Source organism: Streptomyces blastmyceticus, from assembly GCF_039521185.1.
GTDB lineage: Bacteria > Actinomycetota > Actinomycetes > Streptomycetales > Streptomycetaceae > Streptomyces > Streptomyces blastmyceticus.
The window spans coordinates 17,283-39,085 of sequence record NZ_BAAABW010000040.1 but is presented as its reverse complement, the minus strand read 5'-3'; the positions used below and the strand labels follow the sequence as shown (position 1 = coordinate 39,085).

27 protein-coding genes are annotated in these 21,803 nt (G+C 69.4%); 17 read left to right on the top strand and 10 right to left on the bottom strand.

Annotated elements, in window-relative coordinates; genetic code table 11:
- Positions 1 to 67: 67 nt before the first annotated feature.
- The 4 genes from ABD269_RS33550 to ABD269_RS33535 form a co-directional block, all read right to left on the bottom strand.
- Positions 68 to 1,120: an enoyl-CoA hydratase/isomerase family protein gene (locus ABD269_RS33550; protein WP_344124160.1), complete on the bottom strand. Its 1,053-nt coding sequence runs from the start codon at positions 1,118 to 1,120 to the stop codon at positions 68 to 70.
- A gap of 50 nt (positions 1,121 to 1,170) precedes the next feature.
- Positions 1,171 to 1,749, bottom strand: a complete 579-nt coding sequence (locus ABD269_RS33545; protein ID WP_344124158.1) for a hypothetical protein — start codon at positions 1,747 to 1,749, stop codon at positions 1,171 to 1,173.
- Positions 1,746 to 2,069, bottom strand: coding sequence for a nuclear transport factor 2 family protein (locus tag ABD269_RS33540; protein ID WP_344124156.1), 324 nt, complete (start codon positions 2,067 to 2,069; stop codon positions 1,746 to 1,748). Before ABD269_RS33540 ends, ABD269_RS33545 begins: the two co-directional genes overlap by 4 nt.
- Before the next feature lie 200 nt (positions 2,070 to 2,269).
- Positions 2,270 to 2,980, bottom strand: a complete 711-nt coding sequence (locus ABD269_RS33535; RefSeq protein WP_344124154.1) for a TVP38/TMEM64 family protein — start codon at positions 2,978 to 2,980, stop codon at positions 2,270 to 2,272.
- Between the two features lie 398 nt (positions 2,981 to 3,378).
- On the opposite strand from ABD269_RS33535, the gene ABD269_RS33530 reads away from it, so the two are divergent.
- Together ABD269_RS33530 and ABD269_RS33525 are read left to right on the top strand one after the other, a co-directional pair.
- A complete protein-coding gene (locus tag ABD269_RS33530; RefSeq protein ID WP_344124152.1) occupies positions 3,379 to 4,500 on the top strand; it encodes a GTP-binding protein in 1,122 nt (373 codons plus the stop codon).
- A 29-nt stretch (positions 4,501 to 4,529) separates the two neighbouring features.
- The gene (locus ABD269_RS33525; RefSeq protein WP_344124150.1) at positions 4,530 to 5,375 is read left to right on the top strand and encodes a spermidine synthase; all 846 of its coding nucleotides are present in this window, start codon (positions 4,530 to 4,532) and stop codon (positions 5,373 to 5,375) included.
- Positions 5,376 to 5,397: 22 nt separating this feature from the next.
- Here the strand turns inward: ABD269_RS33525 and ABD269_RS33520 are convergent, their stop codons facing one another.
- A complete protein-coding gene (locus ABD269_RS33520) occupies positions 5,398 to 6,420 on the bottom strand; it encodes a DUF8017 domain-containing protein (protein ID WP_344124148.1) in 1,023 nt (340 codons plus the stop codon).
- Positions 6,421 to 6,503: 83 nt separating this feature from the next.
- Between ABD269_RS33520 and ABD269_RS33515 the strand changes: the two genes are divergently transcribed.
- The gene (locus ABD269_RS33515) at positions 6,504 to 6,956 is read left to right on the top strand and encodes a DUF4442 domain-containing protein (RefSeq protein WP_116210506.1); all 453 of its coding nucleotides are present in this window, start codon (positions 6,504 to 6,506) and stop codon (positions 6,954 to 6,956) included.
- 51 nt (positions 6,957 to 7,007) lie between these two features.
- Here the strand turns inward: ABD269_RS33515 and ABD269_RS33510 are convergent, their stop codons facing one another.
- The gene (locus ABD269_RS33510) at positions 7,008 to 7,844 is read right to left on the bottom strand and encodes a tyrosine-type recombinase/integrase (RefSeq protein ID WP_344124162.1); all 837 of its coding nucleotides are present in this window, start codon (positions 7,842 to 7,844) and stop codon (positions 7,008 to 7,010) included.
- Between the two features lie 9 nt (positions 7,845 to 7,853).
- A complete protein-coding gene (locus tag ABD269_RS33505; RefSeq protein WP_344124145.1) occupies positions 7,854 to 8,150 on the bottom strand; it encodes a hypothetical protein in 297 nt (98 codons plus the stop codon).
- Positions 8,151 to 8,528: 378 nt separating this feature from the next.
- Here ABD269_RS33505 and ABD269_RS33500 point away from each other — a divergent pair, with 378 nt between their 5' ends.
- The 8 genes from ABD269_RS33500 (at position 8,529) to ABD269_RS33465 (ending at position 13,688) form a co-directional block, all read left to right on the top strand.
- The gene (locus tag ABD269_RS33500; RefSeq protein WP_344124143.1) at positions 8,529 to 8,942 is read left to right on the top strand and encodes a recombinase family protein; all 414 of its coding nucleotides are present in this window, start codon (positions 8,529 to 8,531) and stop codon (positions 8,940 to 8,942) included.
- 113 nt (positions 8,943 to 9,055) lie between these two features.
- Complete coding sequence (locus tag ABD269_RS33495) at positions 9,056 to 9,493, top strand: hypothetical protein (RefSeq protein WP_344124141.1); 438 nt, start codon at positions 9,056 to 9,058, stop codon at positions 9,491 to 9,493.
- Between the two features lie 180 nt (positions 9,494 to 9,673).
- Complete coding sequence (locus tag ABD269_RS33490; RefSeq protein WP_344124139.1) at positions 9,674 to 10,339, top strand: HAD family hydrolase; 666 nt, start codon at positions 9,674 to 9,676, stop codon at positions 10,337 to 10,339.
- A 185-nt stretch (positions 10,340 to 10,524) separates the two neighbouring features.
- Positions 10,525 to 11,739: a helix-turn-helix domain-containing protein gene (locus ABD269_RS33485; RefSeq protein WP_344124137.1), complete on the top strand. Its 1,215-nt coding sequence runs from the start codon at positions 10,525 to 10,527 to the stop codon at positions 11,737 to 11,739.
- Between the two features lie 147 nt (positions 11,740 to 11,886).
- Positions 11,887 to 12,315: a hypothetical protein gene (locus ABD269_RS33480; protein ID WP_344124135.1), complete on the top strand. Its 429-nt coding sequence runs from the start codon at positions 11,887 to 11,889 to the stop codon at positions 12,313 to 12,315.
- A complete protein-coding gene (locus ABD269_RS33475; RefSeq protein WP_344124133.1) occupies positions 12,312 to 12,539 on the top strand; it encodes a hypothetical protein in 228 nt (75 codons plus the stop codon). The genes ABD269_RS33480 and ABD269_RS33475 overlap by 4 nt, the downstream gene beginning before the upstream one ends.
- Positions 12,536 to 12,733, top strand: a complete 198-nt coding sequence (locus ABD269_RS33470) for a hypothetical protein (RefSeq protein ID WP_344124131.1) — start codon at positions 12,536 to 12,538, stop codon at positions 12,731 to 12,733. Before ABD269_RS33475 ends, ABD269_RS33470 begins: the two co-directional genes overlap by 4 nt.
- A gap of 34 nt (positions 12,734 to 12,767) precedes the next feature.
- Positions 12,768 to 13,688: a hypothetical protein gene (locus ABD269_RS33465; protein ID WP_344124129.1), complete on the top strand. Its 921-nt coding sequence runs from the start codon at positions 12,768 to 12,770 to the stop codon at positions 13,686 to 13,688.
- Here ABD269_RS33465 and hemC (ABD269_RS33460) read toward each other — a convergent pair.
- The gene (gene hemC / locus ABD269_RS33460) at positions 13,677 to 14,618 is read right to left on the bottom strand and encodes a hydroxymethylbilane synthase (protein ID WP_344124127.1); all 942 of its coding nucleotides are present in this window, start codon (positions 14,616 to 14,618) and stop codon (positions 13,677 to 13,679) included. The genes ABD269_RS33465 and hemC (ABD269_RS33460) overlap by 12 nt on opposite strands.
- A 130-nt stretch (positions 14,619 to 14,748) precedes the next feature.
- Here hemC (ABD269_RS33460) and ABD269_RS33455 point away from each other — a divergent pair, with 130 nt between their 5' ends.
- The 5 genes from ABD269_RS33455 (at position 14,749) to ABD269_RS33435 (ending at position 18,663) form a co-directional block, all read left to right on the top strand.
- The gene (locus ABD269_RS33455; RefSeq protein ID WP_344124125.1) at positions 14,749 to 15,261 is read left to right on the top strand and encodes an NUDIX hydrolase; all 513 of its coding nucleotides are present in this window, start codon (positions 14,749 to 14,751) and stop codon (positions 15,259 to 15,261) included.
- Positions 15,258 to 16,211, top strand: a complete 954-nt coding sequence (gene hemC, locus ABD269_RS33450; protein WP_344124123.1) for a hydroxymethylbilane synthase — start codon at positions 15,258 to 15,260, stop codon at positions 16,209 to 16,211. The genes ABD269_RS33455 and hemC (ABD269_RS33450) overlap by 4 nt, the downstream gene beginning before the upstream one ends.
- Positions 16,212 to 16,754: 543 nt before the next feature.
- Complete coding sequence (locus ABD269_RS33445) at positions 16,755 to 17,861, top strand: hypothetical protein (RefSeq protein WP_344124121.1); 1,107 nt, start codon at positions 16,755 to 16,757, stop codon at positions 17,859 to 17,861.
- A gap of 26 nt (positions 17,862 to 17,887) precedes the next feature.
- Positions 17,888 to 18,157, top strand: coding sequence for a hypothetical protein (locus ABD269_RS33440; RefSeq protein ID WP_344124119.1), 270 nt, complete (start codon positions 17,888 to 17,890; stop codon positions 18,155 to 18,157).
- Positions 18,154 to 18,663, top strand: a complete 510-nt coding sequence (locus ABD269_RS33435; protein WP_344124117.1) for a hypothetical protein — start codon at positions 18,154 to 18,156, stop codon at positions 18,661 to 18,663. The genes ABD269_RS33440 and ABD269_RS33435 overlap by 4 nt, the downstream gene beginning before the upstream one ends.
- Positions 18,664 to 18,844: 181 nt before the next feature.
- Here the strand turns inward: ABD269_RS33435 and ABD269_RS35480 are convergent, their stop codons facing one another.
- Both ABD269_RS35480 and ABD269_RS33430 read right to left on the bottom strand, forming a co-directional pair.
- Positions 18,845 to 19,150, bottom strand: a complete 306-nt coding sequence (locus ABD269_RS35480; protein WP_425573037.1) for an HNH endonuclease — start codon at positions 19,148 to 19,150, stop codon at positions 18,845 to 18,847.
- Between the two features lie 1,626 nt (positions 19,151 to 20,776).
- Complete coding sequence (locus tag ABD269_RS33430; RefSeq protein WP_344124115.1) at positions 20,777 to 21,088, bottom strand: hypothetical protein; 312 nt, start codon at positions 21,086 to 21,088, stop codon at positions 20,777 to 20,779.
- A 165-nt stretch (positions 21,089 to 21,253) separates the two neighbouring features.
- Here ABD269_RS33430 and ABD269_RS33425 point away from each other — a divergent pair, with 165 nt between their 5' ends.
- A complete protein-coding gene (locus ABD269_RS33425; RefSeq protein WP_344124113.1) occupies positions 21,254 to 21,784 on the top strand; it encodes a hypothetical protein in 531 nt (176 codons plus the stop codon).
- Positions 21,785 to 21,803 lie beyond the last annotated feature (19 nt).

Here is a 21,803-nt window from a genome sequence, read left to right as displayed (position 1 = left end):
CGCAGCCGCTTCAGGGGGTCCGGGGTCTCCCCGGTTTCGGGAAGGGGCGGGGCTGGGGAAAAACCACCTAGGCCAGGCCCAGTTCGCGCGCGCCCAGCGGAGCGAAGTGGCGGGCAACGTGTGCCTCCGTCACTTCCTGAAGTGTCGCAGGCGACCACCGCGGACGGCGGTCTTTGTCCACCACCTGTGCCCTGATCCCCTCCACCAGATCCGCGTCGGACAGCGACGCACACGACACCCGGTACTCCTGATCGAGCACCTCCGCCAGCGACGACAGCCGGCGGGCCCGCCGCAGCGCGGCCAGGGTCACCTTCAGTGCCGTGGGTGACTTCGTCGACATCGCCTCGGCCGCCTCCTTCGCCTCCGGGATGCCGGACTCCGTCAGCCGGGCGAGGATCTCCTCGACGGAGTCGGCCGCGTAGCAGCGGTCGATCCACTCCTGGTGCGCGGCGAGCGGGCCGGCCGGGGCGGGCTCCGAGTGGGCGCGTACCGCGTCGGCCGGGTCCGTGTCGGCCAGGGCCGCGGCGAAGGACGCCAGCCGCGCACGCGGTACGAAGTGGTCGGCGAAACCCGCGCGTACGGCGTCGCCCGCGTCGAGCCGCGCGGTGGTGAGGGCGAGGTGCGTGCCCAGCTCGCCGGGCGCCCGGGAGAGGAGATACGTGCCGCCGACGTCGGGGGCGAAGCCGATGCCGGTCTCCGGCATGGCGATCGCCGACCGCTCGGTGACGATCCGCAGGCTGCCGTGCGCCGAGACGCCGACCCCGCCGCCCATCACCAGGCCGTCCATGAGGGCCACATACGGCTTGGGGTAGGTGGGGATACGGGCGTTGAGCAGGTACTCGTCCCGCCAGAACGCCCTGGTCGCCGTAGCCCCGCCGCCGGCCCGGGCGTCGTCGTGGATCAGCCGGATGTCCCCGCCCGCGCACAGCCCGCGCTCACCGGCACCGTCGATCACCACGGTGGTCACCGCGTCGTCGTGCTCCCAGGCGGTGAGCGCCGCGTCGACGCGGCGCACCATGTCATGGGTGAGGGCGTTGATGGCCCGGGGGCGGTTGAGGGTGATGCGGCCCGCCCGGCCGTCCCGGCGCAGGATCACCGCGCCGTCGTCAGTGCTCGTCATCGTCCCACTTTCGCAGGAGCGTGCCGGGCGGGTGGACGGGGGCCGGTGGCTCAGTGGGCCGAGCCGGTCCAGTGGACGCTGTTGTACTTCACGCCGAAGTCCGGGCGCACCTCGACGTCCAGACTGCCGGTGTCCGCGGCCGGCACGTCGAAGGCGAAGGTGGCCGTGTCGGACTTCCCGGGCGGCAGGGAGCCCGTCAAGGGGTTGCCCACGCCACGTGCGGTGTCGAAGATCTGCTCGGCCGGGTCGCCCTTCTCCCCGGCCTTCAGACGGATCAGCACCCCTGCCACCTCGAACGTCTGCTTGGTGTCGTTCGTCAGCGTCACCATGAACGCGACGGGAGAGTTCTCCGGCCTGTGGCCGAGCGAGGTGACGCTCGGCTTGAACGCCGTCGGCCGGGTCACCTTGACCTTGAGCCCATCCTCGTACGCGTACGTGTCCTCGAACGCCACCACGCGGGAGCCCTCCGCCGACGGCGAGGCGGCCGACGGCGACACCGTGTGCCCGGCGGCCTTGCCACCGCCGCCCCCGCAGGCGGTGAGGGCGGCCAGCGCGCCCGCCGCGACCAGGACGCCCGTCGTCCGCGCGGCGCGTGACATCCCCGTGCCCCGGGCCTGAAGGTGCGTCACGCCTGCCCGGTCTCGAAGCGGCTGACCTTGCCGCCGCCGTCGACGGTGAAATGCCACCGCGTGCGCATCGCGCCCCAGGTGTCGTTGCTGTAGCGGGCGATGAGCGAGCGCCCGTCGTCCTCCTCGGACTCGATGTCCATGTGCCCGTGCGAGGAGAAGATCTCCTTGTCGGCCCACTGGGTGAGATCCCGGTCCGAACCGTCGTCGGACATCGTGGCCCCGGGGGACAGCGCGGCCCGGAACGCCGCGACGTCATTGGCGTTGATGGCGTTCACCAGGGCCCGTACGGCAGGATCGGACAGGTCGTCGGTGGGGATCACGGGTCTGCTCCTCGCGGGTGCGCCTGATGTGCGGGCGTGTCCAGGAGAGCATTCCCGGGCGGTGAACGCCCGTTGTGTTCCTCCGTCCGCGCACCGCCCGAGCCCCTGCCGCAAGGAATTCCGCTCCCTGTCGGTCCGCACCGGCTCCGGCAACGTGAAGATCGACGCGAGCTGACGGGCGTGCGCGGCCCGTGGCCGGGCTAGGTGCGGGAGGCGCTCAGCGCCCGCCCCTTCCTGCGCCACGCCACGACCACCGCCGCGAGCCCGGTGACCGCGATGAACGCCGTCGCGCCGAGGAACGCCGGTGACGTCGGCGAGGACGCGTGGCTGCCGGCGACGACGTACGCGGCCGTGTTCGGCAGGCTGCCGAGCCCGGTCGCCAGCAGGAACGGCGCCCAGCCCATCCGGGAGACCGCGGCGCAGTAGTTCGCGGCCGCGAAGGGCACCCCGGGAAACAGGCGGATCGCCATCATCGACCGGAAGCCGTGCCGGCTCAGCTGCCGGTCCGCCGCCGTCAGCCACCGGCCGCGCAGCAGCGGCCGCAGCGCGTCCTGCCCCAGCAGCCGGCCGAGACCGAAGGAGAGGCCCGAGCCCAGCACCGTGCCCACCACGGCGGCCGCCGTCCCGACCGGGCCGCCGAAGAGCGCGCCCGCCGCGAGGTTGAGGATCGGGCGCGGCACGAACGCCGCCGTGCACAGCCCGTACGCACCCGCGAACAGCACCACGGCCGCACCGCCGGACGTGTGCGGCGGCCAGCCGTCGGCGAGAAGACGCTCCGGCCGGAACGCCAGCACGGCCGCCGCGGCACCGGCGAGCAGCGCGACGAGCAGCCCCAGGCGGAACCACGGGGACAGCAGCGCGCGGGCGCGGCGCCCTGCGGGGCCGGGGGAGGGCGGGGCGGATTCGAGCATCGCTGGAGCGTAACCGACCCGTGGGTAAAGCCGCTGTGATCACCGTGGGACGGTGCAGAACGCGCACATTCGGTCGTCGCCCGTTCGCCCGCCGGACACCGGACCGGAGCGATATCGCAAGCGCCAACACCCGTACAAGGGAAAACCATTCGACGCTCCGCACCCCGTGCGCGAGCATCGACAGCGTGTGCCGGTATGCCCACCCCCTGCCGACGCCCGCCGCCGCGGGCGCGCCGGAGGCTGCCGCCGATCTCCGCCGGGCCGCGGACCCACTCGGCCACGACCTCAGGCGACGCTGACTCTCCCCGGATCGCTCCGCGGACCCCGAAGGGGAGGGTCGGCCCGGCCCCCGGGGTCCGCGCGAAGGCACCGCACCACAGCACCCGGGGAAAGGAACCATGCCCAAGCAGGCGTACGTGCGCACCAAGCCGCACCTGAACATCGCGACCATCGGACACACCGGCCATGGGAAGACCACGCTCACCACCGCCATCACCCAGCTGCTCGGCGCCGGCCCCGCGCACCACCGCAGCGGCGCACCGCACGTCACCCACGTCGCCTACGAGACCGGCACCCGCCACTACGCCCACGCGGACCTGCCCGGCCGCGCCGACCGCGTCAAGCACATGATCGCCGCGGCCGCCGGGCTCGACGGGGCGATCCTCGTCGTCTCCGCGCTCGACGGCATCGGACCGCAGACCGCCGAGCACCTCCTGCTCGCCCGCCAGTGCGGCGTGCGGCACCTGGTCGTCGCCCTCGCCAAGGCGGACGCCGGCGGTCCGGAGATCACCGAACTCGTCGAACTCGACGTCCGCGCGCTCCTCACCGCGCACGGCTACGACGGCCCCCGGACGCCCATCGTCCGCGTCTCCGCGCTGCGCGCCCTGGACGGCGATCCCCGCTGGACGGGGACGATCGAGGCGCTGCTCGACGCCGTCGACACCTATCTGCCCACGCCGGTGCGCCGCACGGGCGGGCCTCTCCTGCTGCCCGTGGAGCGGGTGTTCACCCTCGCCGGGCGGGGTACGGCCGTCGCCGGGGCGATCGAGCGCGGCACCGTCCGCCCCGGCGCGACCGTCGACGTCGTCGGCCGCCCGCCGCGCCCCCGCACCGCCCGCGTCACCGGCCTGGAGACCTTCGGGGAACCCATGGCGGCCGCGCGGGCCGGCGACAGCGTCGCGCTGCTCCTGCACGGGGTGGAGCGCCACGAGGTGCACCGCGGCGATGTCGTCGCCGCACCCGGCAGCGTCCTGCCCCGCCGGCGCGTCCCCGTCCGTGTGCGGCTGCTGCCACCGCCGGACGGCCGCCCCCGGCCGCTGACCAGCGGCCGCCGGGTGCAGCTCCACTTCCGTACGGCCGACGTCCCCGGCACGGTCGACCTCGGACCGCACGGCCGCGCCCTGCCCGGCCGTCAGCTCACCCTCACGCTCACCCTGGACCGGGCCGCCCCGCTCGAACCGGGCCTTCCCGTCGTCCTCCGCGAATCCGGCCGCACGGTCGGCGTGGGCCGGGTCCTGTAGGCCGGGTCCCGGCACCTCACAATGGGGGAGTGGACGAACCCATACCCGTGACCCAGGACGTCGACTGCGGCACCGCCAAACTGCTGCCCGACGTCGACCGCCGCCGAGCCTGGCTGCTCACCGTGGACGGCTCACCCCAGTCGTACGTGGACCTGGACGACCCGACCCACCTCGAATTCGAGTACACCCAGCGCATCGCCCACGTCCTGGACGCCGCCGCGGAACCCAACCGGGCCCTGGACGTGCTGCACCTCGGCGGCGGGGCACTCACCCTGCCCCGCTATGTCGCGGCCACCCGCCCCGGCTCCCGGCAGCGGGTCGCCGAGGCCGACCGCGGCCTCCTCGCCCTGGTCGCCGAGCACCTCCCGCTGCGCGAGGGCTCCGGCATCGACGTACGGGCCGCCGACGCCCGTACGGAACTGGAGGCCGCGCCCGACGCCTCCGCGGACGTGATCATCGCCGATGTCTTCGGCGGCTCCCGGGTGCCGGCCCACCTCACCTCGGTGGAGTTCGCGCGCTCGGCCGCCCGGGTGCTGCGCCGCGACGGCCGCTACGCCGCCAATCTCGCCGACGGTGCCCCCTTCACCTTCCTCCGGTCCCAGGTGGCGACCTTCCAGGAGGTCTTCGCGCACCTGTGCCTGATCGTCGAACCCTCGGTGCTGCGGGGGCGGCGCTTCGGCAACGCCGTGCTCGTCGCCTCGCACACCGAACTGCCGGTGAGCGCACTCGCCCGCCGTACCGCCGCCGACGCCTTCCCGGCGCGCGTGGAGCACGGGGAGGCGCTGGCGCGGTTCGCGGCGGGCGCGGCCGTGGTGTCGGACGCGGAGGCCGTGGGCTCGCCGGAGCCGCCGGGCGGGGCGTTCAGCGTGGGCTGAGCGCCCCGGTGGGGCGGCGTGTTCAGGAGCTCTTGAGCGGGCGCAGCGAGGTCATGATCTTCTTGACGGTGTCGTCCGGCAGCTCGCCGTCGACGCCCTTGTCCGCGTAGAGCACCCACGTCGCCAGGTCGCCGTTGGTGTCCTTGTAGGTGACGGTGAAGGACTTGCCGTCGGACGAGCACTTGTCGGTCTTGGTCACCCCGGTCACGGTGGCGGAGGACGCGTAGCCGGTGAGGCCGTGGTCGCTCTTGAAGGGCTTGGCGTCGGTGCTGTCGAGCTTGCCGGTCTGCTTCTGGTCGTAGCCCGCGATCAGCCAGTTCTCGGCCTCGATCTTGGCGGCGCTCTCCTCGCTCTTCGCGCCCTGCGCGCCCTTGGTGCCGACCGCGGCCGACTGGGAGTTCTTCCCGCACACCCCCTGCTTGTAGTAGGCGGGGGAGCTCATGGTGATCAGGGGCTTGCCCTTGTCGTCCGAGAAGCCGACGGACATGCCGGGGCTGTCGACCGACCACTCCGCGGGGACGTCGTAGGCGATGTGCCGCTTGCTGCTGACGACCACCTTCCAGCCGTCGATGACCGGCTTGACGTCGTCGCCACCGCCGCGCGGGTTGTCCACGGGCGCGTCCGTGCCGCCGGAGGAGGGGGCCGGCGAGGACGGCGCGAGGGACGGGGCCGACGTGGGGTCCGTCTTGGCCACGGTCTTCTTGTCGTCGCCCTTCATCACGACGACACCCGTGATCACGGCGGCGGCGACCACGGCCACCGCGGCGGTGATCGCGATGATCGTGGTGCGCTTACTCCTGTCCTTCGGCGGCTGCGGGCCGCCGGGACCGGCCGGTCCGGTCCACTGCGGCGCGGGCTGCGCGGGCGCTCCCATGGGCGGGCCCGCCGGGGCGGGCTGCTGGTACGGGTTCGGCTGCGGAGGGCCGGGCTGTGCGTACCCCGGCTGCTGGTACGGGTTGGGCTGCTGTTGGTACCCCGGCTGCTGGTACGGATTCTGGTCCTGCGGGTTCTGCTCGCCCCCGGGCGGCTGCTGTCCTGGCCACATGGCGGATAACCATAGAGGGAGCCGGCGACCCGGGTGACGGGAGCCCCTTCCCGCCATTGCTACTGACTGGTAACTTCTGCGGTATGTCTGAGACCCAGCCCTCGATCGGCGACATGCTCGTGGCCACGGTGCCCATGGCCCGTACGCTCAACCTCGTCTTCGAGGAGACCACCGCACAGCGTGCCGTCGTCCGCCTGCCCGACCAGCCCGACTACCACAACCACGTCGGAGGCCCGCACGCCGGCGCGATGTTCACCCTCGCCGAGTCCGCGAGCGGCGCCATCGTCCTCGCCGCCTTCGGCGACCAGCTCTCCCGCGCCGTGCCCCTGGCCGTGCGCGCCGAGATCGGCTACAAGAAGCTCGCCAAGGGCCCCGTCACCGCCACCGCCGAACTGGGCCGCCCGGCGGCCGAGGTCGTCGCGGAGCTGGACGCGGGCGAGCGCCCCGAGTTCCCCGTCCGCGTCGCGATCACCCGCGAGGACGGTGCGGTGACCGGCGAGATGACCGTGGTCTGGACGCTGCGGCCCAATTCGTAGCCTCTGACCCGGGAAGACGCTGATCAGTCGCTTCCACAGGGCACATTGAGGTCACACTGCCTTCCGATTCCACACCGCTTTCGCGGCGGTGACGATCCCCGCCAGCAGGATGTCCGTGGCGGCCCGGCCGCGATCCCCCGCACCGACGCGGCCACGGACATATCGGCGGAACGTGACCAACGGGTTCGCGTGTCCCATCCACTCGGCGACGTCCACGACGGATTCGCCGGCGTCGATCTGGGCGGTCGCGAAGAAGTGCCGCAGGGCGACCGGGCCGTCATCACGAGCCGCTTGATATTCCCCGCGCTTCTCCCGGGCCGGAGCTGGGATCACGCCCGCGTCCACCAGGGCGCGCTTCCATTCCCACTCGTTGAACCGCTTCGGGTTGATGAATTTGATCTCCCCCTTGGCCTCGCGGGAGAAGAGCAACTCGACCGTGATCGGCCGGAACCGCTCCGCTGGCTTATTGCGGCGGTCGTAGTACGGCAGGGTCACCTTGACCGCCGGGTGCTCGCGCATCTGCGCGTCCAACTCGTTCTCCACCGACATCGGAGTACGCCGGATCTTGCGGCCCTTCGGCAGCGCGAAACACCAACCGTGCCCCCGAACCCACTTGAGCTGACGCTGAATGATCAGCTCCTGCCGTTCCCGATCCATATCCACCGGGCTCACGGCGATCGCCTCGTTGGTTCGGTGGCCGCACCCGGCCGTTATCTTGCCGAGGCGCTGAAAACGGTTTGGCAGCTGACTGCTCCCGTCGAGCCCGGACCGCAGCCGCTTCACGTCCGAGGCCGTGATCTGGCCGATCGTCTTACGCCCGAGCCTCGGCAGGATGTGTAGCCTCAAGTACCGCTCGTACGCAGCGGAGGTGCCCGCGTCGACGTCCAGCGACGGCCATCACGTCTCCAGCGTGACCTCGCCGGCCCGCTGGTCCACGTAGACGCGGCGCCGCAGCAGCTCCTCGACCTCCTGGCGGCGCTCGTCCGCGCCGCCCTTGCCGGTCCGCGTCGCGAAACTTTCCTTCCTCTGCTCGCCGTCGAGATTTCGGTACCGCACTTGGTAGCGCTTTCCCTGGCCGTGGAGGCTTGAAGGCACCAGCCGTTGGCCGCTCTTGGTGTGCTCACAGGTCTTCTCGCCTGGCGTCGGACGAGACTTGTGCCACAGGTCGTAGACCTGTGCTGATCTTCCCTCCATTCCGTTCTTGATCTCCTACTGTCGTCGCGTGCAGCAGCCCGGTCGGGTACTGATCCAGGTCTGATTACTTCGTTGATCTTGCGCGACGCGGAACCATCCGTTGAGCGGCGGGGTCGACCAAGCGGGATTTCTCCCATGCGTCCAGGTCCTGGCGTCGATAACGCACCGGGCCACGTGGGCTGTTGGTGAGACGCAGATAATTCGGCCCCTGGCCAGTTAGGCGCAGGTGCTCCAGCTTCTTGGCGGTCATGTCATCGCCGCCGAGATAAGCAGCGACGTGGGCGGGCGTCGGCCAGCTCTCCCGAGTGCTACCGAGCATGGGAATCCTCTTAAATAGCCCTGGAAAGGGGTGCGCGGGGATGTCCGGGCTGCCAGGTCATGGGCGCCGCCGCCCAGCTCGAACGTGGCCTGATCAACAAGCGCCTGCGCAACGGCCGCAAGAACAAGGCCACCCAGGGCGGCTACGCCTACGGCTCCCCCCGCTACGGCAAGAAGTCCGTGAACAAGGAACTCGTGGACGACGACATCGAGGACAAGGGCAAGGGCTGTGCCCGCGAGCTGCGCGCCGAGGGTCTGTCGTACCGGGAGATCTGCGACACCCTCGCAGAAGAGGGAGTCCGCACCAAGAAGGGCGGCAAGTGGCACCCGTCCACCGTGCAACGCATGCTCGACGGTGACGCGCGCGCCCGCCACATCGAACAGGACACTCGAACACGGGACTTCAGGAAGAAGGAAGCGGCCAGAGCGAAGGCCGGCCGGGTCCTGGGCAAGGTCGCGGCGAGCACTGGGTAACCACGGCACGGGTGGAACTTGACTGCTCCACTCGTCAAGTCTTGCGGCCTTCTCGCCCGGGGGACGGCGGCCGTACCGTCGGCGCCAACCGACCCTTCGGCGAGGAGGACCACATGATGCACAGGCTGTCGGACTACGAGATCGCCGCGCTGGAACGGCCCGATCTAGTTGAAGCGCAGCAGTGGGCGATTGAGCAGGTCAAGGACTGGATCTATGACCGGTCGCATGAGGCGGAGGCAGGAGAGCTGACGGACGTGGCGGAGCTCGCGCTGGTACAGGCGGACGCCGGGCTGGACCGGTACTCCGACGACGTTTCGCGGCTGCGTGCGCTGGTGGTCACCGCGCTGGGCTGCTGGTTCGAACAGGCGCGCCGTTACGCCGAGGTGACGGGCCAGCCGATGCGGCAGGTCACCTCGGACATCGTTCCGGCGCTGCTGAGCGAGGTGGTCAAGGGGGAGGGCTGGCCCTTGTCGTACGACGGGGTCATGGTCGAGCAGAAGGGCCCAGAGCCGGGCGACCTGGAGGACCTGGATGAGCTGGGCGAAGGCTAGGGGGACGGTGGTCCAGGTCCAGGGGCGGAGCCGAAGACGCCGCAACAGTCGGCCGTGGTACTCAACGAAGCGGCCCGCCAGCGCTGTTGGCCAAGGGCGGCGGGCCGCTCGCGTCTCCGGGGATTCCTGTTCCCGGGTACCGTCCCCAGTGAGGCCACTCACTGAAGGGACATCGTCAGCATGCCGCATGTCATCGATAGGGCCAATGGGTCCGAGCGCCGGTTTCGCGGGTTGATCCTCGACTTCGCCGGGGTCCTCACCACCGACGTCCTCCCTGTTCACCGCGCATGGTGCGAAAGCGAAGGTCTCGCACCGGAGACGTGGAGGTACACCCTTAACGACCACCCCGAAGGGCGCCGCCTGTACGCCGACCTTGAGATCGGCGCGATCAGCCAGGAGGAGTGGAACCGGAGTACCGCACAGCTCCTCGGAGTCGAGCACGACGAGAACCTGATGGGCCGTGCCTGGGCCAAGGTCGAACCGGCCGTTGACATGATTGCCCTGGCCCGTGCGGCGCGCGAGGCCGGGTACGCGGTCGCGATGCTCTCGAACTCCTTCGGTCTGGCGCCCTACGACCCGTACGCGGCGATCGGCGTGTGGGACCTGTTCGACGTGACGGTGGTCTCCGAACGGGAGCGGGTGGCCAAGCCCGATCCGGCGATCTACCGCACTGTGCTGGAGCGCATGGCCCTGCCCGGCGAGCAGTGTGTGTTCGTAGACGACCACGAGCGGAACCTTCCGCCTGCTCGCGAGGCCGGGATGACCACGGTCCTCGCCAAGCCCGGAAACGGCGCAGTCGCCCGTCTGGAAATGCTGCTGGGCATCGAGGCCGCCTGTACGGCCTGACCCCGAACGCTCACGTGACCGGGAGCATGGGCGCCGGCGAGGTGCTCCCGGTCGCCTCCCGCGGACCCTGGACGTCCCGTCAACACCCCCTCTGTCTATAGGCAGATGGGACGTTGGAGTTTCCGGTCGGCGTGTCACCTCGGTACGGTCCCGTGAGAGGCCACTCACAGACGGGAGTTGTACGGATGACGCAGTGGGCGGATTTCAGCACTGGGGAACGGATCAAGTTCCTTCGCGGCCGGGAGGTCACGCAGGAAGGCTTGGCAGAGAAGTCCGGCCTGTCCGTGGGCACGATCCGCAAGGTCGAGCAGGGCGGCAATGTGCAGATCGGCTCGCTGCTGAAGATCAGCGCCGCGCTGGGCGTGGACGTGTCAGTGATCCTGGGGCAGCAGGCACCGCGCCGCTCGATGGAGGTCGAGGAGCGGTCCGCGCTGCGGGCCGTGTCAGCAGCCGTCCACGACAGCGCCCTCGGGCTACTCGCCCCCGCTGAGCCGGGGCCGCTGGCCGATATGCAGGCGGCGGTCCGGCGAGCGGACGCGGCGTTCTGGTCGGGTCGGTACGTGGAGCTTGGCGCGCTGCTCTCGACGCTGCTGCTGGAGGCGCGGGGCCTGTTCAACGTCGCCGACGGGTCTGAGAGGGAACAGGCTGCCGGGGTGCTGGCGGACGCCTACCTGACGGCGGCCACGATGGCGAACGTCCTCGGTTCCCGCGATCTTGGGTACGCCGCGATCACCCAGGGGCACCAGATTGCCCAGCAGGTTGGCGACGAGCTGAGGGTCGCTCACCTCTCGGCGGTGCTGGCGTGGATCTGCCTGCGCGACTCCCACACGGCCAAGGCCGTGCAGATCGCCTCGCAGGCCGCCCAGGGCATCGAACTCCGCATGTCCGATCATGACCCGGACAGGCTCTCCGTCTACGGGCAGCTCGTGACGAACGCTGCCGTTGCCGCGTCCCGGGGCGGCGCCGACGCCGACACGGCCAAGGAGTATCTGTCCCAGGCTCATGCGGTCGCTGCCCGTATCGGTGCTGAGCACGCACGGGGCGGCCACGGCCAGCCCTTCGGCCCCGTCTACATCACCACCCAGGCGCTGTCCGTGAACGTCGCCCTGGGGGATGTGGCCAGGGCCGTGCGCCTGATCGAAGGCAACCACGCCAACCTGGCCTCAGCGCTCCCGCTGTCCACCCATGCCCGCTACCGGCTGGATGTGTCCCTGACCCGGACCGAGACACGGCAGTGGGACCGCGCGGCCGAAGAGCTGGGGCAGGTGTGCGAGATGGCGCCGAACTGGGTCCGTCACCAGGCTCTTCCTGGCGTGATCGTGGGCAGGCTCGCCGATGTGTCCGTGACGAAGGTCCGCGACCTGGCACGGGCGGCTGGAGTGCCGCTCGGCGTGCGCTGACCCCCGGCGTCATCATGGCGCGTAGTAGTCCCAAGACGGGGCCTGCGCCCGGGTGCCACGAAGCGTGGTAGTTGAGGCTGAGGCAGTTCCTCCACTACTACGCCCCGTGGATTCACCGTCGGTGATCGAATCGTGACAGTGGTCGGCATGCTGAATGACTGCGCTGCCATCACCCCCGGCCTCATCCCCGTCGTTCTCTACGCGGCGGCCGACACTGACGCGGTCGCCGCCTCGCTCTTAGAGCAGGCCCGCCGCCACGCGACCGACCGGGAATGGCTCCCGGTCCTCGAACTGATCGATGCCCCCGCCGTTCCGCTCACGGACCGGCCCGGTTGGGCGCATGCTGTCCAAGCGCTCTCCGACCAGACGGCTCGCGGCATCGTGGTCAGCGCGGCAGCCATGGTCGCCGACGGGTCTGCCGAGTTCGAGGCCCTGATGGTTCTGGCCCGCGACCGGGGCGCCTTCCTCGTCGAAGCCACCGGCGCCGTACCCCGCCGTACCCCCGGACAGGTTCACCGCCGCCGCGTTCTGCACGAAGCCGCGTCGGGAGGCTTCCCGCTCTGGGGCATCAAATGAGCGACTGGCAGGATCTCGGGCTCGGGCACCGGGAACACCCGCTGCTCGGCCGTCTCATCGTTGATACCGCCACCGGCCGCACCGGAATCCTTCGGGCCATTGCTCCCGAGCAGGTCGAGGGCATTCGCGGGTCGCGGATGGTCACGCGGGCCTGGTGCGCGCCGGTGGGCGGCGGCCTGGAATGGACCGTATCGCCGGACCGGATCGCGGAGGCGAAGCGGTGACCGCCCGGCACGCACGGCCCGAGGGCCCGGACAAGATCGACCTCGGGCACCCGGCGCGCTCGTTCATCGCGCTGCTCGCCGTCGCCGTCGCGGTCTCCGCCGGCATCGTGCTGAACGGTCACGGCGACACGCTTCTTGATGACAGCGAGTCCGCGCCGACCCTCTCGATGACCGACACCACATCGGCCAATTGATCGCACGTGCCCCAACTCGGCAGAGGGAGTTCGTATGCCTGTGCACCGTCCAGCCGTCAAGCGCTTCCTTGACGGCCCGCTGCTGGCTCCACCGGACTTGTCGATGGTGCTCCTGGTCCGGGAGGACGACGACACCACGGCCGGGCCCATGCCGACCGTGGCCGTCGGCGAGATCCCACACCTGGTCAAGGAACTGTCCAACGTGGGCATCCGCTCGGTGAAGGTCTTCGCGGGCAGCCGCCTCCGCGACAGCCGCGCCTCCCAGGGGGCGTCGCCGCACGGCCTGATGATGCGCGCGATCCGTGCCGCGAAGGAGGCGGACGAGCAGATCGCGGTGATGACGGAGACGTGCCTGTGTGCCCACACGGACACCGGGGAGTGCTACCTCGGCGGGGTCGCAGGCGTGATCGACATGGCGGCGACGGCCGAGGCCATGGCCCTCCAGGCCGTCGCTCAGGCGGAAGCGGGGGCGGACATCGTGGGGCCGGCCGCGATGATGCCGGGCACCACCTCGGCGGTGCGGGCCGCGCTGGACGACAGCGGCCACAAGGACGTGGCGATCATGCCGCATCTGATTCTGGACTCCGTGCTGTACGAGGGGTACCGGACCGCCATGGGCGCCGCTCCGGCCTCTGGGACGCGGGCGTTCCAGATCCCCGCCGGGCAGTCCGACACCGCCGTCCAGGCGGGGGTGGGCTTCCTCGACGAGGGCGCGGACATGCTGCTGCTGGAGCCCGCGGCCTTCACCGTGGACACGCTGCTGCGGATCAAGGCGCAGCGTCCGATGCCGTTGATGCCGTTCTCCGTCTCGGGCGAGTACCTGCGCCTGACGCGCGAGACGGACGACGGGCGGGATGTGGATCCGCTGGTGGAGCTGTTCACGATGCTCAAGCGCTCCGGTGCGGACCGGATCATCACCTACGCGGCGCTCGACGTCGCCCGCTCACTGGGTTGAGGGGCGGATGGTGGCCAGGATGCCGTCCGCACCACGTTCCAGCAGCTCCGAAGCCACCGCCTTACCGAGCCCTTCCGGGGCGCTGAGGGGGCCGCTGGCGGTGGCGCGGACCTGTGTCTTTCCGTCGAGGGAGGTCACCGTGCCGGACAGGCGCAACATGTCCGCGTCCACGGTGGCGTGGGCCCCGACGGGTACCGAGCACCCGCCGTGCAGCGCTTCGAGCATCGACCGTTCCGCGCGTACGGCCGCGTCCACGTCCGGGTCACCGATGCCGGCCAGCAGCTCCCGCACGCGCTCGTCGTCGGTACGGACCTGGATCGCGAGTGCTCCCTGGCCGGGGGAGGGCGGGAACGTCTCGACGTCGAGGCGTTCGGAGACGTCGGAACCGATGCCGAGCCGGCCGAGTCCGGCGGCGGCCAGGAGGACGGCGTCGACGGCGCCGGGGCCTTTGAGCCTGCCCAGGCGCGGGGGCACGTTGCCCCGGATGGGGACGGTGACGACGTCGGGGCGCAGGGCGAGGAGCTGGGCAATGCGGCGCTGGGCTCCGGTGCCGACGCGCGCCCCGGGCGGCAGCGTGGCGAGGGTGTGGCCGCACAGCACGTCCCTCACGTCCTCCCGGGGTCCGGGCACCGGCAGGACAGTGAGGCCCGGTGTCGGCTCGGTGGGCAAGTCCTTGAAGGAGTGCACGACGACATCGGCGTCCCCGGCGAGCAGGGCGCGCTGCTGCTTGCCGGAGAAGGCGTTCCCGCTCTCCGTCTTCGCCGCGACCTCGGAGAGCGAAGCCGTTTGGCGGTCCTCGTCGCCGCCTTCGAGGATCACGCGCTGCTTGAACGTCACGTGCGGGTACCGCTTGCGCATCGGCTCCAGCCACTCCCTGACCTGGGCGCGCGCCAGGCGGCTGGCACGTGATCCGACAATCACCGTGGTCATGGCGTCAACTCCGCTTACTCGGAGGGGTGTTGGGCGCACATGCTACTGCGGTTCACCAGTGCCCTTTTCCGACAATTTGTCGGCGTGTTTTCCGACTGATTATCGGTATTTGAGAACCGGAGAAGCAGCCATGGCGAAGCACCTGGACCACCGGCCACGGGCCGCGTTCGAGGCATCCCTTCCCCGCGTCACCGCATGGGCCGCCGTACTGATCCGCGATCACCTCGGGCGCGTGCTCATGCTCCACAAAGCCGGAGCCGGGCCCCGCGCGTGGCAGCTCCCCGGCGGCCACCTCAACCACCACGAGTACCCCGTCGGCGCCGCACTGCGCGAACTGAGCGAGGAGGCCGGCGTCGCCCCCGGGCACCGCCCCCTGCGGTTCATCGGCCTCGACTTCGCCCTCCCCGCGAACGGCTGGACCAGCAACCGCATGGCGCTCTTCTTCGACGGCGGACTGCTCGAAGTCGAATACATGGACGCCTGCGTCACGCTCTCCGACGAACACGACGACTGGGGCCTTCGGTCCCTGACGGACTGGCAAACCCTGATGAAGCCCCCGGACTGGCAACGCATTCAGCACCTGGTCGACGCGGCCGACAACGGCACGGTCGCCTACCTCCACGAGATGGGACAACCTGCATGAACGCCCCTGAACTGATCCGCATCGGCACCCGCGCCGCACCCATGGCGGCCTTCCAGGCCGAACAGGTCGCCGAGCTGATCCACAAGCACTCCCCGGACACCCGCACCGAGATCGTCACCCATACGACCGAGGCCGACCTGTGGCAGGGCGACCTCGCCAAGCTCGGCGGCAAGGGCCTGTTCACCAAGGAGATCGACCAGATGCTCCAGCGCGGCAGCATCGACATCGCCGTGCACTGCATGAAGGACGTCGCCGGGGACAAGCCCATCCCCGAGGGCCTGATCTTCGCCGCCTACCTCCCCCGCGAAGACGTCCAAGACGTCGTCCTCTTCCCGGAAGGGTCGGAGCACAGCACACTCGACGACCTTCCCGCAGGCGCGACGGTCGCCACCTCCGCCGTACGCAGGAAGGCACAGATCCTCCGGGACCGGCCCCACCTCCAGGTGGAGCGCGTCCGCGGCCTCGTCGGCAACCGCGTGGACAAGCTCGACCAGGGCGAGAAGGGCTGGAGCGCCATGGTGCTGTCCCTGGCCGGCCTGCGCCGCCTCGGGTTAGAACACCGGGCGGAACAGGCACTTTCCGTGGACGAGATGATCCCGGCCGTGGGCGCCGGGGTCATCGGGATCGAATGCCGCCGGGATGACGCGCCGGTCGCCGGGCTGCTCGAACAGCTCAACCACGCCAAGACCATGAAGGAGCTGACCGCAGAACGCGTCATGCTCCACGGCCTCCGAGGCCACTGCAACAGCCCCATCGCCGGGCACTGCGTCACCGGCCCCGATGGCCAGCTCGTACTGCGGGGCATGGTCTTCACACGCGAAGGTGCCCAGTTCGTCCACGCCCAGCACTGGGGCGAAGCATCGAACGACCCGGGCACGCTGGGCGCCCGCGTCTGCGCTGACCTGCTGCGGCAGGGCGCCCGGGAGCTGATCGAAGGCATCCCGCACTGACGCCTGACCACCCGGCGCCCCTCGGCCGAACCAGGCAGGGCAGGGGGCGTCGGGTCACGGCGGCGGACCACAAACACACGGGGGCAGCAGCTGTCCCGCTGCACCGCCTACATGCTGGGCCGTCTCCTGTTGCATGAGGCCGAGGTGGTACAGCCGGACGGGAAGCAAGACGCGTTCCGGGTCGTGGAAGTCCGGGGTGGCGCGCTCGCGGTCGTGGAGAACAACGTGGGCGGGATCGCGCTCGTCCGCTACGCCTCACACCTCCACGGCAGTGAGCCGCCCGTACGGGATCGCCTGCACCACCGAGGTCACCGCCGACCTCGTCTCCGACGGCGACGGGATCGAGCTGTCGTTCATCACCGTCGTCTGCATCAATGTGGGCATCGTCCGCGCGTGCCGTAACGGAATGCCGCACAGCGGTCCCCCAAGCAGCGCGCCCGGAGCTCGCGGACCAGCGATTTCACATAAGAGTCCGTGCTCGGCTCTGTTGAGGCGCTAGCATCTCGCTAACTTTTGCTCTACGTGCTAAGGCGTTCGCATACCGTGACCAATGAACCGTTATCCGAGCACCCGGCCCCGCACACGTCTGACACCGTCGACCGCCTGGTCGAGGCCGCACTGGCTACCGACGGCATAAATGCCCCCCGTGAGGCGCTGGCCGCTGCATTCGCCTACGCCGCCGAGCCAGTCGACCGCCTGATCATCACCGAGCACGGCCGCGAACGGATCCACCCCGCCCGGCTACGACCGCTGAGCGTAGGTGGCGAAGCAGCCCTCGCAATGTCTGTGCGGCTGTACGGCTGCGCCGGCAGCACCTGGGAGCGCAACGAGCGCAACGACACCTGCTGGCCCTCCCCGGCCGACCCAGCCGCGGCCACCGCCAAGTGGCTGCTCCCGCCGATCGAGATCTGGCACGGTCCGGACGGCAAGCCGACAGCTTCGCTGAGCGTCTCGATGACGAGCGTTGACCGCGTCGTCGAGGTGATTGGCCGCGCCTCGACGCTGCTCGCCGAAGGCGACGGCCGCCGCGGCTACGACCTCACCGAAGACCTCATGCTGAACGGGCAGGAGGAACCCTGCCTCATGGTCGCGCAGGTCTACCGCACCCCTGAAGGTGATTTCTGGGCCTGGCCCACCGTCAAGGGCAACAACCGGACCAAGAGCCGTCATCAGATCCTGAAGACCGACCAGGCGGCGCTGCTCACGGCAACGGACGTGACTGCCTCCCTTCAGCGGTGGACGACCGAGCGTAATGCCGACCTGGAGCGCGCGGATTCAGACGACCACCCAGCGCGACTCGCGCTCCAGGTCGCCGTTGTCAAGGCCAGGCTCGTTGTTGGATGCACTGAGCCCGAGCTGCTGTACCAGACGGTGCAGGCCGGGAACCGGCGTGACCACATCCACGCGGAGTTGGGGTTTCCAGCGGTCAACGAGGATCGCGCAGTCGGCCGCGGTGTTCTGGAGAAGTACCGGGCCGCTGGGATCATCGATACCACCGTGTACCGGGTGCTCGCCGGGGAGCTGCCGATCACGCGGTTGTACGAGTGTCCGCCCGACGCGGGGATCTGCGAGCAGCGAGATCTGCGCTCCAGACTGCTGCTCGCCCACTTCTTCCCGGCCGCAGGAGACCCCCGACGTCGTGTTCGGTGAGCTGGTCGGAGGCGTGGAACCCACGCGTGGACGACAGCACCGTCCCGGTCGCCATCGCCCGCGCCGGCGTAGCCTTCAGCGGCAAGAGCACTGGGCAATTGCTGGCCGACGCGAGCAAGGACGACGACGCATTTGCCGAGCTGATCCGCTACCGGGCGGCACAGTGGCTGGCTGCGTTCAAGCTCGTCGACCCTGACCGAGGCTCCATGGGAGCCCAGACTAACGCGGCGCAGAAGACGAGTCCGGGCCCAGTGTCCGGACCCGGCGCGGTATCACCGACGCGCTCGCCGTCATGAACGCCCAGCGGGTACAGGCGGTAGGGCTGCTGCGCGAGATGGCCGCGGCGATGGAGGAGGGCCGTGCTCCACGACGCGTCGACGCCTTCGGAACTGCCGACGCCGCTGGCAAGCTCGCCGATCAGGCATGGTTCGACTATGCCTTCCCCAAGGGAGCCGGCGTGCGTCTGCCCAGGCCCCCATACACCCCACCTGCGTCCGCACCAATGGCGAGCAGACACGTACAGCAGCCGCTGTTCCGTGCGGCGCCGCCGCCCAGCGACCGCGAACTTGCCGACACGAAGAAGGCGGGCGTCCGCTCTCTGCCGAACGACATTGAGGGTCTCACGAAGGACTTGGCGACGCGGGTCGCTGACGCACGCAGCCATGCTGCCGCAGCCGGCATGAGCCCGACATGGGAAGCGAACGAATCCGAGCGGCTCAACGTCCAGGCAGGGAACATCATCGAGAGGCTGAAGCATGCTGTCGAGGGCACTTGGCCGTCCGGAGAAGGGCATCATGGCTAAGCAGGTTGGGCGAAGTCCGGTGCGGTTCGGCAGCGCCCCGAAGGGGCGCGGGGAACTATGCGACCAGCCACGACGCACCCGCAGATGACGTACCGGACTTCCAACGAATTGTTAGTAGTGCTTCGTTAAGTCAGTGAACCTCTTTCACTCTCCGGAGACAGAATGAAAGAGGTTCTGTCCACTAGGCGGATTCAGACTCGCCTACACCGCAGCAATCAGCGAGGTCTGTGTTTTCCAGGCCAGCTGTTGGGCGCGCGGGCCGGTCAGCGAGCTCCGTCTCCGGGGAGTTCTGGCGGTGCCGCGCGGTTCTGTAGCGTGGCGATTTCTTCCCAAGCCGCCACTCCATGAGTGTCCGGTCCCCTTTGGCGAGGTTACAGTCGGGGCACGCTGGCACCAAGTTCCCGATGCTGTCATCTCCGCCTCGGGAAATTGGAATGATGTGCTCTTGATGTAGGGATTGAGACTTCTCGCCGCAATAGGCGCACATGTCTCCGTACCGGTCCCATAGTCGGGCGAGATCGCGTCTGGTTATGCCGTACCGCTTGGCATTGGCCAACATCGCCCGGCGTTGGTGGTTTCCGCGACGCTTCGCGGCACGGACTTTCTCCGAATTCGCCTCGAAGTAGGCGCGCCGGGAGCATCGGCTCGAACAGTAGATGCGGTTCGCCGTACTGAGAGGCATGCTCTCGCCACAGTGGGCGCACGGGCGTGACCGGAGAGCTGTTCCCACCTTGCGCCTGTACTGGATTTTCAAGTAGCAGGACTGCCCGCAGAATTTGGCGATGGCTGGACGATGGGACATCGTGCCACCGCACCAGGCACAGGAGCGAGCTTTGGGCCTGGGTGTGTAGTTGGCGCGGTACCAGCAGCCGTAACCGCAGTACTTGCGGAGACCGTGTTCCTGCGCCTCGATCGATTCCCCGCAGACCTCGCAGTGCCGGTCTTGTTTCGCCTCCACACGTTGCACCTTGCGACGCTCCGCCTGCGCAAGGTTGTTCATGGTGACCTGGCACTCAACCGAGCAGTAGAGAGCGAGGGCACGCCTCTCGGCTGGGACCGTCAGGCCGCAGCCTTTGCACGCAAGCGGCTCTGTGCGCACCTTTAGTTTGCTGAGATCTTGGCACGGCTGACAATGCTGTGGTCTGCGCCCCGCTTTACCTCCGGGCCATTCGAAGGGGCTCTCGCAGCCCTTGCACCAGAGGGTTATCGAGACCGGCCTTGACTCAGCTCGCCTCTCGCGCCGCCTGAGTAGCCGCTCCTCATAGGACATAGCGGGCTGACGCGGAACATGACCCTGGGCCCTGTACCAGCACTGCTGGTCGCAGTACCTTGCGAAGGCCTTGAGGTGATTGATGTCGGCACCGCAGATCTCGCACCTTCTGTCGCCCCGAAGGAGGCGCAGCTCCTCCATGTGTGCCGTGTGATGACTCTTGGACCTATGGACCCTCGCGGCGGCCCTGTGCTCCTCGGAGCAGTAACGGGGAGGTGCGCCAGGGCGGTTCGGCCGAACGAACTGGGTGCCGCACTCCTCGCAGACGAGCATGGTCGGTCGGCGTGCTTCTTGGGCACATGCATCCGAACAGTACTTCGCCAGTCCGTTCCGGTGGCTGATGTCCACACCGCATACAGCACATCTCCGCATGGATTCCTGTCCCGCCCCCTCATTGTCGTGCCTGGCACACGTTCATCGCCGGCGTTCAAGGTAGGGCACGGCACTGACAAAGCTGGCTGGCACTTGGCAAACCGGGAGGCCGGGAGGGCAGTGGCCTCCTAGCCTCCCGGCCTTCGCTCAACCCGTCGTACCGAACCAACACCGTGCTCAGAACAGGATCGTGTAGTCGCCCCAGGAGAGGGTGACGGCAGCCGAACCGGTGTTGTCCGTGCCGCCATGGGGCAGTGTGGCCCTGAGTCGAAATAGCTGTCGCCGCCCGGGCTGGCCCTGACGGCCCCCCTGCTCCTTGAATGGGATGGGCTCCAGTGAGCTCTTTCAGCGTGGCCACTGATCAGGTGAGGGTGGAGGCGAACACGTCCAGGCCCTCGGCGGTGGCGCGGGCCTGGGTGGCCTTTTGTTCCCAGTAGGCGGGGTCGACGAGCTGCTTGTTGGTGGTCGGGTTCATCGGGGGGTGTCCTTGGCGAATTGGCGCAGGCGCATGGTGGCCTGGTGGTGGCGGTAGGTGTGGGTGGCGAGGTGGTAGACGGTGGCGTTCGACGGGTCCTCGGCCTGCTCGATGCGGCGGGCGGCTTCCCCGCCGACCTCCCGGAAACTGACGTCGGTCCGGGCGTAGTTGCTGCCGTTGCGGCGCAGCATGAGCGTCGAGGTGAACGCTTCCTCGATCAGGTCGTAGATGCCGTGGCGTCCGCGCGCGGTGGTGGAGCGGAACCGGCCGTGGGTGCCCGGAGGTTGGTCAGTGAAGGCGAGGTTCATTGGCGCATCCTGAGTCCGAAACACGACGCTCCCGCAACTAGCTATCCAGTCAGGATAATTGGTTTTCGGCCAATTCCAGTCTCACCTGCCCGTTTTTCGGCGTCGCTTGGTAGAACTGAACCCACATTCGGTCTGGTTCGTGGTGTATGCGACGGGGGGAGCGGCATGGACCCGCTGAGTTTTCCAGTCCTTACAGGGGCAGCGCTCACGCAAGCCTTCACCTTCCTGTACGGGCGACTGAGCGCAGCGCTCGACCGGCGGGCGGAGGCCCGAGACAGGGTTGCGGTCCCCGACGTACTTCAAGGCGAGCTCCGCTTCCCTCTGTCGCCCGACGAACTGGAAGTCACCAACCGCGAAGAGGCGCTGATCGCGATGCGTGACGCTCTGGAGGTCTTCAGCGACCAAGGGCAGGGGCACCTTCTCGACGGCAGTAACGAGGGTGTGCGCAGGAGCTTGGCGCGCCTACGAGGAGCCCTGGAGGCGGTTTACGGGCAACGCATCACCTTCGTCGGCGAAGAGCGACCCGCGACTGGCTCTCCGGTCGTGGATCAGCGTCTGGGCACCGTCAGGGGCAAGGTGACCGGAATGTACGCCGAGGAGGTCAGCGGTCGCGCCCAGGTGATCCAGGACGCCCGCACCGTCGAGGCCGACGCTGAAGTCGTCGGCATCAAGAGCAAGCGCATCATCGGCGGTTGACTTCGGCTGTCCGCGTAGC

Excerpts from the sequence above, each read along its gene's own strand:
- ABD269_RS33550 (WP_344124160.1), bottom strand. The coding sequence starts at position 1,120 with ATGACGAGCACTGACGACGGCGCGGTGATCCTGCGCCGGGACGGCCGG.
- ABD269_RS33535 (WP_344124154.1), bottom strand. The coding sequence starts at position 2,980 with ATGCTCGAATCCGCCCCGCCCTCCCCCGGCCCCGCAGGGCGCCGCGCC.
- ABD269_RS33530 (WP_344124152.1), top strand. The coding sequence starts at position 3,379 with ATGCCCAAGCAGGCGTACGTGCGCACCAAGCCGCACCTGAACATCGCG.
- ABD269_RS33520 (WP_344124148.1), bottom strand. The coding sequence starts at position 6,420 with ATGTGGCCAGGACAGCAGCCGCCCGGGGGCGAGCAGAACCCGCAGGAC.
- ABD269_RS33515 (WP_116210506.1), top strand. The coding sequence starts at position 6,504 with ATGTCTGAGACCCAGCCCTCGATCGGCGACATGCTCGTGGCCACGGTG.
- ABD269_RS33505 (WP_344124145.1), bottom strand. The coding sequence starts at position 8,150 with ATGGAGGGAAGATCAGCACAGGTCTACGACCTGTGGCACAAGTCTCGT.
- ABD269_RS33500 (WP_344124143.1), top strand. The coding sequence starts at position 8,529 with ATGGGCGCCGCCGCCCAGCTCGAACGTGGCCTGATCAACAAGCGCCTG.
- ABD269_RS33495 (WP_344124141.1), top strand. The coding sequence starts at position 9,056 with ATGATGCACAGGCTGTCGGACTACGAGATCGCCGCGCTGGAACGGCCC.
- ABD269_RS33490 (WP_344124139.1), top strand. The coding sequence starts at position 9,674 with ATGCCGCATGTCATCGATAGGGCCAATGGGTCCGAGCGCCGGTTTCGC.
- ABD269_RS33485 (WP_344124137.1), top strand. The coding sequence starts at position 10,525 with ATGACGCAGTGGGCGGATTTCAGCACTGGGGAACGGATCAAGTTCCTT.
- ABD269_RS33480 (WP_344124135.1), top strand. The coding sequence starts at position 11,887 with ATGCTGAATGACTGCGCTGCCATCACCCCCGGCCTCATCCCCGTCGTT.
- ABD269_RS33475 (WP_344124133.1), top strand. The coding sequence starts at position 12,312 with ATGAGCGACTGGCAGGATCTCGGGCTCGGGCACCGGGAACACCCGCTG.
- ABD269_RS33465 (WP_344124129.1), top strand. The coding sequence starts at position 12,768 with ATGCCTGTGCACCGTCCAGCCGTCAAGCGCTTCCTTGACGGCCCGCTG.
- hemC (WP_344124127.1), bottom strand. The coding sequence starts at position 14,618 with ATGACCACGGTGATTGTCGGATCACGTGCCAGCCGCCTGGCGCGCGCC.
- ABD269_RS33455 (WP_344124125.1), top strand. The coding sequence starts at position 14,749 with ATGGCGAAGCACCTGGACCACCGGCCACGGGCCGCGTTCGAGGCATCC.
- hemC (WP_344124123.1), top strand. The coding sequence starts at position 15,258 with ATGAACGCCCCTGAACTGATCCGCATCGGCACCCGCGCCGCACCCATG.
- ABD269_RS33435 (WP_344124117.1), top strand. The coding sequence starts at position 18,154 with ATGAACGCCCAGCGGGTACAGGCGGTAGGGCTGCTGCGCGAGATGGCC.
- ABD269_RS35480 (WP_425573037.1), bottom strand. The coding sequence starts at position 19,150 with ATGTGCGCCTATTGCGGCGAGAAGTCTCAATCCCTACATCAAGAGCAC.
- ABD269_RS33430 (WP_344124115.1), bottom strand. The coding sequence starts at position 21,088 with ATGAACCTCGCCTTCACTGACCAACCTCCGGGCACCCACGGCCGGTTC.
- ABD269_RS33425 (WP_344124113.1), top strand. The coding sequence starts at position 21,254 with ATGGACCCGCTGAGTTTTCCAGTCCTTACAGGGGCAGCGCTCACGCAA.